Below are 14,508 nucleotides of genomic sequence, written 5' to 3'. Positions count from 1 at the left end.
GTAGACCCATGAAAGTCCTGCTTGTTTTTGCTCATCCTGAACCGCGTTCGCTCAACGGCGCGTTGCGTGACGTCGCCATCAGGGAACTCGAGGCCCAGGGCCACGAGGTGCGGGTGTCTGACCTCTATGCCGATGGCTGGAAATCCGAGGTAGACCGTGCCGACTTTCCGTCGTGGCCGCCCGAAGCACGTTTCCTGCCGGCCGGCGCCTCCAAAAAGGCTTTCGCGACGAACACTCTGACCGATGACGTCAAAGCCGAGATCGACAAGCTGCTATGGGCCGACACCCTGATCCTCCAGTTCCCGCTGTGGTGGTACGCCATGCCGGCGATCCTCAAGGGCTGGGTCGATCGAGTGTACGCCTACGGCTTCGCCTATGGCGTCGGCGAGCACAGCGATAAGCGGTGGGGCGACCGCTTTGGTGAGGGAACGCTCGCCGGCAAGCGAGCGATGCTGATCGTGACCACCGGCGGCTGGGAGGAGCATTATTCCGCCCGCGGCGTCAACGGCCCGATCGACGACCTGCTGTTCCCGATCAATCACGGGATTCTCTACTATCCGGGCTACGACGTGCTTCCGCCGTTCGTGGTCTACAGGGTGGACCGTTTCGGGGAGTCCGATTTCGAGCCTGTCGCGGAGCGACTGCGCGAGAGGATGCGGACGCTCGAGACAATCCGGCCCATTCCTTATCGGCAGCAGAATGGTGGCGATTACTTGATCCCAAGCATGCAATTGCGCCCGGGCCTGGAGAACCCGGGTGCGACCGCCTTCGCGCTCCACGAGAATTGCGCCGGCGCCGCCGGCCAGCCCGATCAGGACAGCCGGGCGATGATGGTGCGCAGCGCCTCGCCGAAGCGCCGGACTTCCTCGATCGTATTGTAATGCACCAGCGAGGCGCGCACGGCGCCGCTGTCCATGCTGAGATTGAGCCGCTTCATCAGGCGCGGCGCATACATGTGGCCGTCGCGGATGCCGATCTGCATCTCGGCCATCTCCTCGACGATCCTCTGCGGCGACAGCGTGCCGATGTTGAAGCAGAACGTCGGCACGCGCTCGCTGAGGCGTGCCTCTTCGGCCACGCCGTAGATCGTAGCGCCACAATCTTTGAGCACCGCCAGCATTTCGCGCGCCAGCACCTGCTCGTAGTCGCGGATGGCATTCATACCGGCGACGATGTTGTCGCGGCGCGACCGGTTATTGGCTGGAGCGAAATTGCGGCCGATCGATTCGAGGTAGCGCACCGCGGCGTCCATGCCGGAGACGTTCTCGTAGATGAAGGTACCGGCCTCGATCTTGTAAGGCGGCTCGTCGGGGATGAAATCCTCGCGGAAGGTCGGCAGGCGCTTCAACGTTTCGAAGCGGCCCCACAGGAAGCCCATATGCGGCGAGAAATTCTTGTAGCCGGAGCAGACCAGATAGTCGCAATCCCAGGCCTGCACATCGATCAACCCGTGCGGTCCGTAATGCACGCAGTCGAGGAACACTTCAGCGCCTGCCGCATGCGCAATCCCAGCCACGGAGGCAACGTCGACAATCGAGCCGATCGAATGCGCCGTCACCGTGCAGGCCACGAGCCGGGTGCGCTCGGAGACCAGCGGGCGCAAATCGTCGACATGCAGATTACCGTCCTCGCGCATCCGCCACCATTTGAACTTGGCGCCGGCCGGCGCCAGCGCCAGCCACGTCGCGATATTGGCGTCGTGGTCCATGTCGGTGATGACGATCTCATCACGCTCCTCGTTTGGTCGCTCGGAAAGCATCTGGCCGATGCCGAGGCTGACCAGGCGGATGAACGAAGTGGCGTTCATTCCGAAACAGATTTCCGCCGGGTTGGTGGCGTTGATCAGCAAGGCCACGCTTTCGCGCGCGCCGGCGACGGCTTGATCGACGGTGACGCTGCGGCCATAGCGGCCGCCGCGCTGCACATTATGCGCGACCAAATGGTTGGTGACCGCATCGAGCACGCTTTGCGGGATCTGTGCGCCGGCGGCATTGTCCATGAAGACGAAGTCCCCGGCTTGCTGCAAGGCGGGAAACATGGCGCGGATCGTCTCGACCGGGAAAGCTGCGGCATCGCCGGTTTTCGAAATCTGATGCTGGTTCAAGGTCGTCTCCTGCGAAGTGCGCTGACAGATTCAGCGGGTCTTTTCGGTTTGGAAGCGGCGTTCAAGGAGGCTGACGAGACGGACCATCGGCCAGAGAAAGATGAGATAGACCAGCGCCGCGCCGATCAGCGGTGAGGGGTTGGCATAGAGCGACTGCGCGTTGGTCGCTTCCTTCAGCAGTTCGGGCAGCGCCACGGTGGATGCGAGCGAAGTATCCTTGAACATCGAAACGCAATTGCTGGTCATTGGCGGAATGACCACGCGGATCGCCTGCGGCAGCACTACCTTGCGCAAGGTCAGCAAGAACGGCAGGCCGAGCGCCTGCGCCGCCTCAAACTGGCCGCGCGGAATGCTCTCTATACCGGAGCGGAACACCTCGGCCGAATAGGCCGCCATGATGATGGCGAACGCCATCACCGCGGAAGTCCACGATGACAGGCGAATGCCGAGGAACGGCAGCGCATAGTAGATCAGGATCAGCACGACCAGCACCGGCATCGCCCGGAAAATGTCGATGTAACCGACAGCCAGCAGCCGAAGCGGCTTTGGCGCATAGAGCCGCACCAGGCTGATCGCGAGGCCGACGGGAATACCGATGCCGATGCTCATGATTCCAAGCAGCAGCGTGTTCAGGAAACCGCGCAGCAGCGCCGGCAGGCTGGAGACCATGACGTCGGCGTTGAAGAAGGTGTCCAGCAGCGACATCGCAGCATTCCCGAAACGTTTGGCGTCCCGCGACGCTCGAGCCCGAGCCCGAAATCCGAAATCGTGCCGGCACGAAAGCCGGCACGACATTTAAGCGCGAACTGACGTTCAGGCCTTCGGCATAGGTATTTCCTTGACGGTCGAGGAATCGGCCGGTGCGTCGCTGCCGAACCACTTCTTGTGGATCGCGGCCAGCGTGCCGTCCTTCTTCATCGCGGTCAGCGCGTCGTTCAGCTTGCCGAGCAGCGGGTGGTCCTTGGTCATCATCAGGCCGTACTGCTCGCCGGTCTTGATGCGCTCTTTTACGGCGAGATCCTTCATCCTGGTGAAAGAATATTCCAGGCCCGGAATATCGCTGACCGCCGCATCGACGCGGCCGGAGCTGAGATCGAGCAGCAAATTCTGCTGCGTGTCGTAGCCTTTGACGTCACTGAACCCGTCCGCTTCCTGGTGGGCCTTGACCCAGGCTTCGCCGGTCGAGCCGGACAGCACGCCGACGATCTTGCCCTTGAGGTCGGCCTCGGCTTTGATTGGGCTGTCGGCCTTCGCGGCGATGCCCATGTCGGAATCATAGTAGGGCTGCGTGAACGACTGAGACTTCAGCCGCTCCGGCGTGATGGTGATCGACGAGATGGCGACGTCGATGCGCTTCGAGGTGGTGGCGGCGAACAGCGCCTGGAAACCGAGATCGGCGATATCAGTGGTCATGCCGATACGCTTTGCCGCCTCATTGATGATGTCGACTTCGAAACCCTCGAACGTGCCGCTCTCGTTCTTGTATTCAAAAGGCGGATTGGTCGGATAGGCGCCGACATTCAGCGTGCCTTCGGCATAGGCCGGGCCGCCGGCGATGCCGATGGCGGCAGCAAGAAGCAGCAGGTTGCGACGGGTGAAGTTCATTTTCGTTCCTCTGGTTGTGATCGGACGGGTTTGGCCCCGCACGGTTTTGATAGGCCAAGTGACCGGACTGCCGGAAAGCCCTCCCGGCACGGCAGTCGTAAGATCGATGCTATCCAAAGTACCGCGCTTTTCAAGGCGAAAGTTTTAAGCTTAAAAAATTGCCGCGTGTTGCCATCACTCCGGAATAACCGCCGTGGCCTGGATCTCAACCTTGGCGCGATCCTCGACAAGCGCCATCACCTGCATAGCGGCCATCGCCGGAAAATGCCGGCCGATCACCTCGCGATAGACCTCGCCGATCCCCTTGAGATTGGCCAGATATTCCGCCTTGTCGGTAAAGTACCAGGTCATCGAGGTGATATGCTCCGGCGTGGCGCCGGCCTCGGCGAGCACGGCGACAATATTGGCCAGCGTCTGCCGCACCTGGCCGACAAGATCATCGGTCTCGAAGCGGCCCTGTCCGTTCCAGCCGACCTGCCCGCCGACGAAGACAAGCTGTCCACGCGCGGCGACGCCATTGGCGTAGCCGACGGGTTTCGCCCAGCCTTCCGGCTGCAGGATGGTGTGCATGTCAAAACCTCCCAATGCTCAAATCCGGTCGCTTAAAACTCAAAGACAATCAATTCTTCCACACAACTCCGGTCTCAGGCCGCCCCCATCACCTGCCGTGCAATCACCACCTTCTGCACGTCGGACGCTCCCTCGTAGATGCGCAGCGCCCGGATCTCACGATACAGGCTTTCGACGATATGGCCCTTGCGGACGCCGTCGCCGCCATGCAGTTGCACAGCCTTGTCGATCACCTCTTGCGCTTTGTCGGTAGCGAACAGCTTGGCCATGGCGGCTTCGCGGGTAACCCGAGCCGCGCCCATGTCCTTGGTCCAGGCGGCACGATAGACCAGCAACGCGGCGGCATCGACATCCAGCGCCATGTCGGCGATGTGGCCCTGCACCATCTGCAGCTCCGCCATCGGCGCACCGAACAGCCTGCGCTCGGCCACTCTTGCGATGCTTTCGTCCAGCGCGCGCCGGGCAAAGCCGAGTGCCGCTGCGCCGACAGTCGAACGGAACACGTCGAGCACGGACATGGCGATGCGAAAACCGTCACCGGGTTTGCCGATCAGCGCCGAGGCTGGAATGCGTGCATTGTCGAAGGACAGCCGGGCGAGCGGGTGCGGCGCAATCACCTCCAGCCGCTCGGCAACGATCAGCCCTTCGGTTTCGGAAGGCACGACAAAGGCGGAAAGCCCCTTGGCGCCGGGCGCCTCGCCGGTACGGGCAAAGACAACATAAAAGTCAGCGATACCGCCGTTGGAGATCCAGGTCTTTTCGCCGGATAGGAGATAGCTGTCGCCGTCGCGCGTGGCCGTCATTTCCATATTGGCGACGTCCGATCCCGAGCGCGGCTCCGACAGCGCGAAAGCCGAAATTGCCTTGCCGGCCCGTGTCTTAGCCAGCCAATGCTGCTGCTCGAGCGAGCCGAACAGGCTGAGCGCACCAGTGCCGAGCCCTTGCATGGCGAAGGCGAAATCGGGCAGCCCGTCATGCCGGGCCAGCGTCTCGCGCGTGAGGCAGAGCGTACGCACGTCGAGCGGTGAGGGGTTGTCGGTATCGGGCGCCGTCGGCTTCAGCCAGCCGTCCTTGCCGAGCTTGGCCACCAGCTCGCGGCAGGCGGCGTCGACATCGTCATGCGCAACCGGCAGGTTCTTGGCGCACCATGTCTCCAGCCGCTCCGCCAGCTCGCGGTGACGATCCTCGAAGAACGGCCAGGTGAGGAAGGAACGGTCAGGCATTGCTGCCTCCACAGTTCTCCGGCCCTGGCGCTCCACGGCGCCCCCCTCTGTCCTGCCGGACATCTCCCCCTCTAGCGGGGAAATTGGCAGCTTCGCTGCCACGGCTCTCCCTGCGATTTTGGAGATTGGCGAAAGCGGGCCTGACATCCAATCTCCCCCCTTGAGGGGGAGATGGCCGGCAGGCCAGAGGGGGGTGCTGTCCCGCCAGCGTGCCCATGGAAGCGATCATTCTCAATCCCCCTCGAACACCGGTTTTTCCTTGGCGACGAAAGCCGTGTACGCCCGCTCGAAATCGCGGGTCTGCATGCAGATCGCCTGCGCCTGCGCTTCCGCTTCGATCGCCTGGTCAAGCCCCATCGACCATTCCTGATTCAGCTGCGTCTTGGTCATGCCATGGGCGAAGGTCGGGCCGGAAACGATGCGCGCGGCCATGTCGAGCGCGTCGGCCTCGAGCGTTGCGGCATCGACCAGCCGGTTGTAGAAGCCCCAGCGCTCGCCTTCCTCGGCGCTCATTGTGCGGCCGGTATAGAGCAGCTCGGCGGCGCGGCCCTGGCCAATGATGCGCGGCAGGATCGCGCAGGCGCCCATGTCGCAGCCGGCAAGGCCGACGCGGGTGAACAGGAAAGCCGTTTTGGCCTGTGGCGTGGCGATGCGGATATCGGAGACCATGGCGATGATCGCGCCGGCGCCGACCGCCACGCCGTCGACCGCCGCAATAATCGGCTTGCCGCAATTCAACATCGCCTTGACGAAATCGCCGGTCATGCGAGTGAAGGCGAGCAGCGCCTTCATGTCCATCTTGACCAGCGGGCCGATGATTTCATGGACATCGCCGCCCGAGCAGAAATTGCCGCCATTGGGCAGGAACACCACTGCATCGACGTCGTCGGCATAGACGAGGTCGCGAAAAGTGTCGCGCAATTCGGCATAGCTGTCGAAGGTCAACGGGTTCTTGCGTTCGGGCCGGTCGAGCCGGATCTTTGCGACCTTGCCTTCGACCTGCCAGAGGAAATGCTTCGGCTTGCGGCCCGCCATCTTCGTCATTCCCGTCCCTCCCAATTGCTGCGGAAGGAGGTCAGCATGCCGGTCAGCCGGCGCGCCTCGTCCTCGCTCACATTGCCCAGCAACTCGCCGACCCATTTCTCATGGGCGGCGGCGATCACGGCGAAAGTCTTCGACCCCTCCGTCGTCAGCCGCACCATCGAGGTGCGGCGGTCGCCATTGCGTCGGGCCCGCATCACCAACCCTTCCGAGACCAGGCGGTCGATAATGCCGGTGACATTGCCGTTGGACACCAGCAGGAAGCGCGAAAGATCGCTCATCAGCATGCCCTCCGGCGCCCTGTAGAGCGCGGCCATCACGTCGAAGCGTGGCAGCGTCGTGTTGAACTCTTGCCGCAGGCGTTCGCGCAGCTCGGCCTCGATGGTGCGCGAGGCGCGCAGCAGGCGTATCCACAGCCGCAGGCGGTCTTTGCCGGGTCCGGACGGGGCAGGTAGGGGACCGGCTACCATGTCTCACCTCCGGAGATCGAAATCGTCTGCCCGGTAATCGACCGGGCGGCGTCGCCACACAGATAAAGTACGGCGGCCGCAATTTCTTCCGGCTGGATGAAGCGGCCTTGCGGGTTAGTCGCGGCAAGGCTTGCCCGTGCCTGCTCGGACGAGCGGCCGGTCGTTTCGACGATGCGCTGGACGGCGCTCTCCAGCATCTCGGTTTCGACAAACCCGGGGCACACGGCATTCACTGTTATGCCGGACTTGGCGGTCTCGACAGCGAGTGCCCGCATCAGGCCGACGACGCCATGCTTGGCGGCAACATAAGCTGCGACATAGGGATAGCCTTTCAGTCCGGCAGTGGAAGCGACGAAGATGATACGGCCAGTCTTGCGCACTGCCATGCCGGCCAATGCCGGCTTCACGGTCAGGAACGCACCGGTCAAGTTGACGTCGAGCGTGCGCTGCCAGTCTGCCAGCGAGGTCCGTTGCGCCGGGGCGCTGCCGGACATGCCGGCATTGGCAACGACGATGTCGAACGGTCCGCGTGCCGCTTCCGCGGCCTGGTAGAGCGACGCCATCGATGCCTCGTCGGCGACGTCGGCGGCATTGGCGAAGATGCGCTTGTTCTCGGCGGCGACCGCAGCCAGCGCCGCTTCGCGCCGGCCGCAGATGGTCACGTTAACGCCCGCACCGGCCAGTGCCAGCGCGATTGCGCGGCCGAGGCCGGAGCCGCCGCCGGTGACCAGCGCATGACGCCCTGAGATCGTCGCGGCGGCACTCATACTTTCAGCCCCGCTGCCGCTTCGCGTTCGGCCAGCCGGTAGAGCTGGTCGCGGCCGGGCAGATAGGGATCCGGCCATTTGACGCCGCGATCGCCAAGCGTGACAGCCGCGTGCAGCGTCCAGTAGGGATCGGCAAGATGCGGCCTAGCCAGTGCGACGAGATCGGCACGGCCCGCCATCAGGATCGAGTTGACGTGGTCCGGCTCATAGATATTGCCGACCGCCATCGTAGCCATGCCGACCTCGTTGCGGATACGATCGGAAAACGGCGTCTGGAACATGCGGCCATAGACCGGTCTTGCCACGGCCGAAGTCTGGCCGGCAGATACGTCGCAGATATCTACGCCGGCCTCATGCAGCAGCCGCGCGATCTCTACGGCATCGGCCGGCGTCACGCCTTCAATGCCCAGCCAGTCATTGGCGGAGATGCGCATCGAGATCGGCTTCTCGGCCGGCCACGCGGCGCGCACCGCATGAAAGATTTCCAAGGGGTAGCGCATGCGGTTTTCCAGCGAGCCGCCATAGGCATCGGTGCGCCGGTTGGTCAAGGGCGTGATGAAGGAGGACAGGAGATAGCCGTGCGCGGCGTGTATTTCGAGCATGTCGAAGCCGCAGCGCGCCGCCATCTCGGCCGAGCCGACAAACTGGTCGCGCACCATATCCATGTCGGCGCGGTTCATCGCCCTCGGCACCTGGTTTTCCAGCGACCACGGCACGGAAGACGCTGCCATGACCGGCCAATTGCCCGAGGTCAGCGGCACGTCGGTTCCTTGCCAGCCGAGCATGGTCGACCCCTTGGCACCGGAATGGCCGATCTGGGCGCAGATCTTGGCCTCGGTTTCGCCATGGACGAACTCGACCAGCCGCTTCCAGGCGACCTCATGCTCGGGCGCATAGAAACCGGGGCAGCCAGGCGTGATGCGGCCCTCCGGGCTGACGCAGGTCATCTCGATGTAGAGGAGGCCGGCGCCGCCCTTGGCCCGTTCGGCATAATGGGCGAAATGCCAGTCGGTCGGACAGCCGTCGACCGCCTTGTACTGTGCCATCGGCGAGACGACGACACGGTTCTGCAGCGCCATGTCGCGCAGCCGGAACGGCGCAAACATTGGCGCGCGACGCAGATTATTGCCCCCGGCGCCGGCCTGGCGCTGGAACCATTCCTCGGCGCCGGCCAGCCACTCGGCATCGCGCAGCCGCAAATTCTCGTGACTGATGCGCTGCGAGCGTGTCAAAAGCGAATAGTTGAACTGCACCGGATCGAGGCCGAGATAGCGCTCGACCTCCTCAAACCATTCGAGCGAATTGCGCGCCGCCGACTGCAGCTTCAGCACTTCGGTGCGCCGCGCATCCTCATATTTGTTAAAGGCGGCCTCGAGGTCCCGTTCGGACTCGACATAGTCGGCCAGCGCCACCGCGCTTTCCAGCGCCAGCTTGGTGCCGGAACCGATCGAGAAATGCGCGCTCGCCGCCGCGTCGCCCATCAGCGTCAGGTTCTTGTAGGACCAGCGTTCGCACAAGACCCGTGGGAAATTGATCCACGCCGAGCCGCGGATATGATTGGCGTTGGTCATCAGCGCGTGGCCGCCGAGATGGCTGGCAAAGATGCGCTCGCAGGCGGCAATCGACTCCTGCTGCGACATCGCGCCGAAGCCGAAGCGCTGCCAAGTCTGCTCGCTGCATTCGACGATGAAGGTCGCGGTATCGCTATCGAACTGGTAGGCATGCGCCCATACCCAGCCATGCTCGGTTTTCTCGAAGATGAAAGTGAAGGCGTCGTCGAATTTCTGGTGGGTGCCGAGCCAGACGAACTTGCATTTGCGGATGTCGATATCGGGCTTGAACACGTCGATGAAGGCGCCCCGCGCTTTCGAGTTCAGCCCGTCGGCGGCGACAACCAGATCGTGCGTCTCCATATACGGCTTGGGATCGGCGATGTCGGTTTCGAAGACCAGTTTGACGCCTAGTTCGCGCGCCCGCCGCTGCAGCAGCGTGAGCAGCCGCTTGCGGCCGATGCCGCAAAAGCCGTGGCCGGTCGAGACCGTGCGCACGCCGTCATGGATGACGGCAATGTCGTCCCAATAGGCGAAGTGCTTGCGGATCCAGACGGCGCTGACCGGGTCGTTCTTGGTCAGGTTCTCCAGCGTTTCGGCCGACAGCACGACGCCCCAGCCGAACGTATCATCGGCACGGTTGCGCTCGAACACCGTCACTTCATGCGCGGCATCCCTGAGCTTCAGCGAGATGGCAAAGTAGAGCCCGGCTGGTCCGCCGCCGAGAACCGCAACTTTCATCGTGCGATCTCCTCTTCGCTTCTATTTGTCGAGTTTACGCCTGAGGCAGATTAATTCAAGCTTGAAGTTTCAGGATTGAAACAATCCGCCTCAGAAACCCGGCTTGCCGGCAGTCGGCTTGCGCAGGCCAGAGACGTCCCGGGCTATTTTTCCAGGTTCTTCGGGCTCCACAGCACCGTCTCCGCATCTTTTTCATAGGCCATGCCATTGGGATAGCTGATCGCTTCCAACTGCAAGCCCCAAGGCGCCTGGAAATAGAGGATGGTCTGGCCGGCGGCTGGGCCTTCGGTAACTGGCAGCGGTCCCATCCGCGTCTTGACTCCCTTGCCGTCAAGATAGGCTTTTGCGGCGGCGATGTCGTCGACATAGAAGGCGATATGGAAGCCGCCTATGTCGCTGTTGCGAGGCGTCAGGTCCTTCTGGTCCGGCGCTGTGTATTTGAACAGCTCGATGTTCGACCCGTGTCCGCAGCGGACCAGGGTGATCTCCTCGATCACCGCCTTGGGATCGACGCCCAGCAGATCCTGCATGAATGTGCCCTTGTCGTCGGCGAACGGGCCGAACGACATCGCCTTCTTGCAGCCAACCACTTCGGTGAAGAAATCGACCGCCTGCTGCATGTCGGGGACGGTGACCCCGGTGTGGTCGTGGCCCCGCATGCCGGGTATCGAATCAGCCGAGGCTGTCCCCATCGAGCCGAGCAGGGCGGCCGCAAACATCGTGTTTCTGATTGCGTATTTCATTCCAGTTCTCCTCCGTTCGCGAGCTGACTTGTCGGCGCACGTTCCGAGGCCCGCTTTTCGGCGTGCGGATGCGTTGAGCTTTCTCATGCCGTCGCCTTCGCGGCGGGAAGCAGCCAGCCGTCATCGATCTCGGGCAGCGGAATGGCGGCCAGGAGGTCGCGCGTGTAGGGCTGCTGCGGCTTCTCGAACAAAGTATCCGTCGCGCTGGCTTCGACGATCGCGCCTTCGCGCATGACGACCACTTGCCGGCACAGCCGCCGAATGACAGAAAGATCATGGCTGATGAAGGCAACGGTCAGGCCCATTTCGGCGGCGAGTTTTTCCAGCAGCGTTAGGATCTGCGCCTGGGTCGACACATCGAGGCCGGAGACGATTTCGTCGGCCAGCACGAATTTCGGCGACAGCGCCAGCGCCCGGGCGATGCCGACGCGCTGGCGCTGGCCGCCTGACAGTTCGTGGCGGTAGCGGCTGGCAAAGCTTTGCGGCAGGCCGACGCGCTGCAATGCCTCCGCGACACGCCCCTTGAGATTGTCGCCAAGCCCGTTCTGCTTGAGCGGTGCTGCGATGATGCTGGCAATGGTGCGGCGCGGATTGAGCGACGACATCGGATCCTGGAAGATCATCTGCAGATTGCGGCGCAGCGGCCGCAGCTCCGCTTCCGGCAGATGGGTGATATCGCGGCCCTCGAAGCTGATGCTGCCGGCGCTCGGCTCCAGAAGCCGCACCAAGGCACGGCCAAGCGTCGATTTGCCGGAGCCGGATTCGCCGACGATGCCGGTCACCGAGCCCCTGGGCAGGTCGAAATCGAGGCCCTTCAGGATCTCGGCCAGCGGCGCCCGGCCGATCAGCGGCTTGCGCGTCATATCGGGCAGCGCGACCTTCAGCCCGCGCACGGAAAACAGCGGCTCAACCATGCGGCGGCCTCCAACCCCGGTCGGCAGCGGCGATCTCCGCGGCCAGTCCAGCCAACACCGCCTCGTCCACCGGTTTCAGCGAAGCGTATGGATCGGTGTAGCGCGGCGTCGCCGCCATCAGCGCCCGTGTGTAGGCGTGCTGCGGGGCGGCGAAGAGAGCAGCCGTCTCGGCTTCCTCCACCACCTTGCCGGCATAGAGCACCGAGACTTTCTGGCTGATCTTGGCGACGACGCCGAGATCGTGGGTGACGAACAGGATCGCCGTGCCATGCTCGCGCTGCAATTGCGCGATCAGCCGCAGGATCTGCTTCTGTACGGTGACGTCGAGCGCCGTGGTCGGCTCGTCGGCGACGATCAGCCTTGGTTCGGCTGCGAACGCTGCGGCGATCAGCACGCGCTGGCGCATGCCGCCGGACAGTTCGTGCGGATAGCATTTGAGGACACGCTCGGGGTCGCGGATCTGGACCTCGTCCAGCAATTGGCGGATGCGTGCATCGGCCTTGTCGCCGCTCCAGCGCAGGATGCGCACCAGCCGGTCGGTCATCTGCGGGCCGATGCGGCGCGACGGATTGAGCGCGGTCAAGGGATCCTGTGGGATCAGCGCCGTGCGAGCGCCGATCAGCGTGCGCCTTGCCTTGGGCTGAAGCTTGCCGAGGTCCTCGCCCTCGAGCAGCATATCGCCTTCGACGATGCGCACGCTGGGTGGCAGCACGCCGAGCACGGCCTTGCCGATCATCGTCTTGCCGGCGCCGCTCTCGCCGACCAGCGCCCGGACTTCTCCGGGCTCGACGGCGAGCGACACCGAGCGCAGCACGCGCAAGCCATTAGGCAGCACCGCGCTAAGGCGGCGTATGTCCAGGCAGGGTTTCGCGGGCGCGTTCATCGCAGCACCGGATCGAAACGTGCCCTGAGACCTTCGCCGAACTGGCTGAACGACAGCACCGTCAGGATCAGCGTGACCAGCGGGAACACCAACACCCACCAGGCCTGATGGATCGACAGGCGGCCCTCGGCGATGATGCCGCCCCAGGTCGGATCGTCGGTCGAGATCGACAGATTGACGAAGGACAGGATCGCCTCGACGATGACGGCAATGCCCATCTCAAGCGACAGCAGTGCGACGATCGACGGCACCACATTTGGCAGTACCTCGCGCAGCATGATGCCGATGCGGCCATAGCCGGCGATGCGGGCGTTCTCGACATAGTCCATTCGCGACTGGCCCATCGCCTCGGCGCGGATCACCCGGCAGAAGCGCGTCCAGTCGATGACGGCGATCGCGATGATGACCGAGCTCAAGCCGGTGCCGAGCACGGCAACCAAAAGGATGGCAAACAGCACCGGCGGAAACGCCATCCAGACATCGACGATGCGCGAGATGATGCGGTCGGCCCAGCCGCCGAAATAGCCTGATATCAGGCCGAGCGTCGAGCCGACCAGGCAGGCGGCGATCGCGGCGGCGAACGCGACGATGAATGCGATGCGAGCGCCGAAGATCAGCCGTGACAACAGATCGCGGCCGAGGCTGTCGGTGCCCAGCCAATAGCCGGGCTCGGCACCGCTCAGCCAGAACGGCGGCAGCCGCTCCAGCATCAAATCCTGCGCCAGTGGGTCCTGCGGCGCGACCAGCGGCGCAAAAATTGCGGCCAGCAGCGCCAGCAATAGCCAGCCGCCGGCCAGCCACAGGCGTGCCCGCGAGCCATGTCTTGAAATGCGGGCCTCATCCATGGCGCAGCCTCGGATTGAGCAGCGCGTACATCATATCGACGGCAAGGTTGATCAGCACGAACAGCAGCGCGAACACCAGCACGATGCCCTGGATCAGCGGCAGGTCGCGGTTGATGACGGCATCGATCGCCATATTGCCGAGGCCCTCATAGGAAAACAGCCGCTCGACGATGACCGTGCCGCCGATGAGGAAGGTGAACTGCACGCCGACCAGAGTGAGCGTCGGCAGCGCCGCGTTCTTCAGCGCCTCGCGCAGGATGACCTGCGTTTCCGAAAAGCCTTTGACCCGCGCTAGCACGACATAGTCGAGGTCGAGCACTTCCTTGAGCGACTGTTTCAACAGCTGCGAGATGATGGCGGCCAGCGGCAGTGCCAGCGCGATCGCCGGCATCAGCATGTGCGCCAGCAGGTCCCTGGTCAGGTCGAAGCGCAGTCGCACGATGCTTTCGAACAGATAGAATTGCGTGGCGAAGGGCAGGTCGAGCTGCGGCGACACCCGGCCGGAAATGTCGAAGATAGGCACCAGCACGCCGAACAACAGGATCAGCACCAGACCCCACAGGAAATCGGGAATCGAGAGCGCCGCACCGCTGGCAATGTCGATGCCGGCTTCGACCGCGGTGCCGCGCTCGCGCGCGCCGAGGATTGCCGTCGTGCCGCCGATCGCCACCGCCATCACAAGCGCGACGAAGGCGAGTTCCAGCGTCGCCGGGAGGCGATTGAAGACCAGCCCAAGCACGTCCTGACGCAGTGAGATCGACGTGCCGAAATCGCCTCTGACGACACCGGCCAGCCAGATGAAGAATTGCTGGACGATGGTCTTGTCGAGCCCGTAAAGCGCGCGCAGCCGCGCGATGTCGGCATCGGTCGCGCCGGGCGGCAGCATCATCGCGATCGGGTCGCCCGGCGCGACGCGGATGACGATAAAGACGACGACGGCCACACCGAACAGCGTGATCGCCATCGTCAGAAGACGGATCAGGAATCTTTGCAGCAGCATTCTGGCTTAAGCCTAATGCGTTTCAGTGACTGATGGAACGAACAGGCCCCCT

General features: G+C 63.6%; 15 protein-coding genes. 1 reads left to right on the top strand and 14 read right to left on the bottom strand.

Going from position 1 to position 14,508, the window contains the following annotated elements; translation table 11 throughout:
- The first annotated feature begins 8 nt into the window (after nucleotides 1-8).
- Entirely contained in the window at nucleotides 9-881 is an 873-nt protein-coding gene (locus tag NKJ46_RS12955; protein WP_352665355.1) for an NAD(P)H-dependent oxidoreductase, read from the top strand.
- On the opposite strand, the gene NKJ46_RS12950 is transcribed toward NKJ46_RS12955, so the two are convergent.
- The 14 genes from NKJ46_RS12950 to NKJ46_RS12885 all read right to left on the bottom strand — a co-directional run bounded on the left by NKJ46_RS12950 (nucleotide 812) and on the right by NKJ46_RS12885 (nucleotide 14,456).
- Nucleotides 812-2,104: a cysteine desulfurase-like protein gene (locus tag NKJ46_RS12950; RefSeq protein ID WP_352665354.1), complete on the bottom strand. Its 1,293-nt coding sequence runs from the start codon at nucleotides 2,102-2,104 to the stop codon at nucleotides 812-814. The genes NKJ46_RS12955 and NKJ46_RS12950 overlap by 70 nt on opposite strands.
- A 30-nt stretch (nucleotides 2,105-2,134) precedes the next feature.
- Nucleotides 2,135-2,809 carry an amino acid ABC transporter permease gene (locus NKJ46_RS12945; RefSeq protein ID WP_292656040.1) on the bottom strand — a complete coding sequence of 225 codons (675 nt, stop codon included), beginning with the start codon at nucleotides 2,807-2,809 and terminating at the stop codon, nucleotides 2,135-2,137.
- Nucleotides 2,810-2,917: 108 nt separating this feature from the next.
- The gene (locus tag NKJ46_RS12940; RefSeq protein WP_352448543.1) at nucleotides 2,918-3,709 is read right to left on the bottom strand and encodes an ABC transporter substrate-binding protein; all 792 of its coding nucleotides are present in this window, start codon (nucleotides 3,707-3,709) and stop codon (nucleotides 2,918-2,920) included.
- Nucleotides 3,710-3,883: 174 nt separating this feature from the next.
- The gene (locus NKJ46_RS12935) at nucleotides 3,884-4,279 is read right to left on the bottom strand and encodes a RidA family protein (protein WP_352665353.1); all 396 of its coding nucleotides are present in this window, start codon (nucleotides 4,277-4,279) and stop codon (nucleotides 3,884-3,886) included.
- Between the two features lie 74 nt (nucleotides 4,280-4,353).
- Entirely contained in the window at nucleotides 4,354-5,502 is a 1,149-nt protein-coding gene (locus NKJ46_RS12930; protein WP_352665352.1) for an acyl-CoA dehydrogenase family protein, read from the bottom strand.
- Nucleotides 5,503-5,733: 231 nt separating this feature from the next.
- Nucleotides 5,734-6,546: an enoyl-CoA hydratase family protein gene (locus NKJ46_RS12925; protein ID WP_352665351.1), complete on the bottom strand. Its 813-nt coding sequence runs from the start codon at nucleotides 6,544-6,546 to the stop codon at nucleotides 5,734-5,736.
- Nucleotides 6,543-7,013 (bottom strand): MarR family winged helix-turn-helix transcriptional regulator, encoded by a 471-nt coding sequence (locus tag NKJ46_RS12920; protein WP_352665350.1) that lies wholly within the window; start codon nucleotides 7,011-7,013, stop codon nucleotides 6,543-6,545. Before NKJ46_RS12920 ends, NKJ46_RS12925 begins: the two co-directional genes overlap by 4 nt.
- Nucleotides 7,007-7,780, bottom strand: a complete 774-nt coding sequence (locus NKJ46_RS12915; RefSeq protein WP_352665348.1) for an SDR family NAD(P)-dependent oxidoreductase — start codon at nucleotides 7,778-7,780, stop codon at nucleotides 7,007-7,009. The genes NKJ46_RS12920 and NKJ46_RS12915 overlap by 7 nt, the downstream gene beginning before the upstream one ends.
- Nucleotides 7,777-10,071 carry a bifunctional salicylyl-CoA 5-hydroxylase/oxidoreductase gene (locus NKJ46_RS12910; RefSeq protein WP_352665347.1) on the bottom strand — a complete coding sequence of 765 codons (2,295 nt, stop codon included), beginning with the start codon at nucleotides 10,069-10,071 and terminating at the stop codon, nucleotides 7,777-7,779. The genes NKJ46_RS12915 and NKJ46_RS12910 overlap by 4 nt, the downstream gene beginning before the upstream one ends.
- A gap of 143 nt (nucleotides 10,072-10,214) precedes the next feature.
- On the bottom strand, nucleotides 10,215-10,814 hold the full coding sequence (locus NKJ46_RS12905) for a VOC family protein (protein ID WP_352665346.1): 600 nt from the start codon (nucleotides 10,812-10,814) through the stop codon (nucleotides 10,215-10,217).
- An 83-nt stretch (nucleotides 10,815-10,897) separates the two neighbouring features.
- Nucleotides 10,898-11,728 (bottom strand): ATP-binding cassette domain-containing protein, encoded by an 831-nt coding sequence (locus NKJ46_RS12900; RefSeq protein WP_352665345.1) that lies wholly within the window; start codon nucleotides 11,726-11,728, stop codon nucleotides 10,898-10,900.
- Nucleotides 11,721-12,611, bottom strand: coding sequence for an ABC transporter ATP-binding protein (locus tag NKJ46_RS12895; RefSeq protein WP_352665343.1), 891 nt, complete (start codon nucleotides 12,609-12,611; stop codon nucleotides 11,721-11,723). Before NKJ46_RS12895 ends, NKJ46_RS12900 begins: the two co-directional genes overlap by 8 nt.
- Nucleotides 12,608-13,456, bottom strand: a complete 849-nt coding sequence (locus NKJ46_RS12890) for an ABC transporter permease (RefSeq protein WP_352665341.1) — start codon at nucleotides 13,454-13,456, stop codon at nucleotides 12,608-12,610. The genes NKJ46_RS12895 and NKJ46_RS12890 overlap by 4 nt, the downstream gene beginning before the upstream one ends.
- The gene (locus tag NKJ46_RS12885) at nucleotides 13,449-14,456 is read right to left on the bottom strand and encodes an ABC transporter permease (protein ID WP_352665340.1); all 1,008 of its coding nucleotides are present in this window, start codon (nucleotides 14,454-14,456) and stop codon (nucleotides 13,449-13,451) included. Before NKJ46_RS12885 ends, NKJ46_RS12890 begins: the two co-directional genes overlap by 8 nt.
- Nucleotides 14,457-14,508 lie beyond the last annotated feature (52 nt).

The sequence above is a fragment of the Mesorhizobium sp. M0166 genome (genome assembly GCF_040322255.1).
Classification (GTDB): Bacteria; Pseudomonadota; Alphaproteobacteria; order Rhizobiales; family Rhizobiaceae; genus Mesorhizobium.
This window is presented reverse-complemented; position numbering and strand designations above follow the sequence as displayed.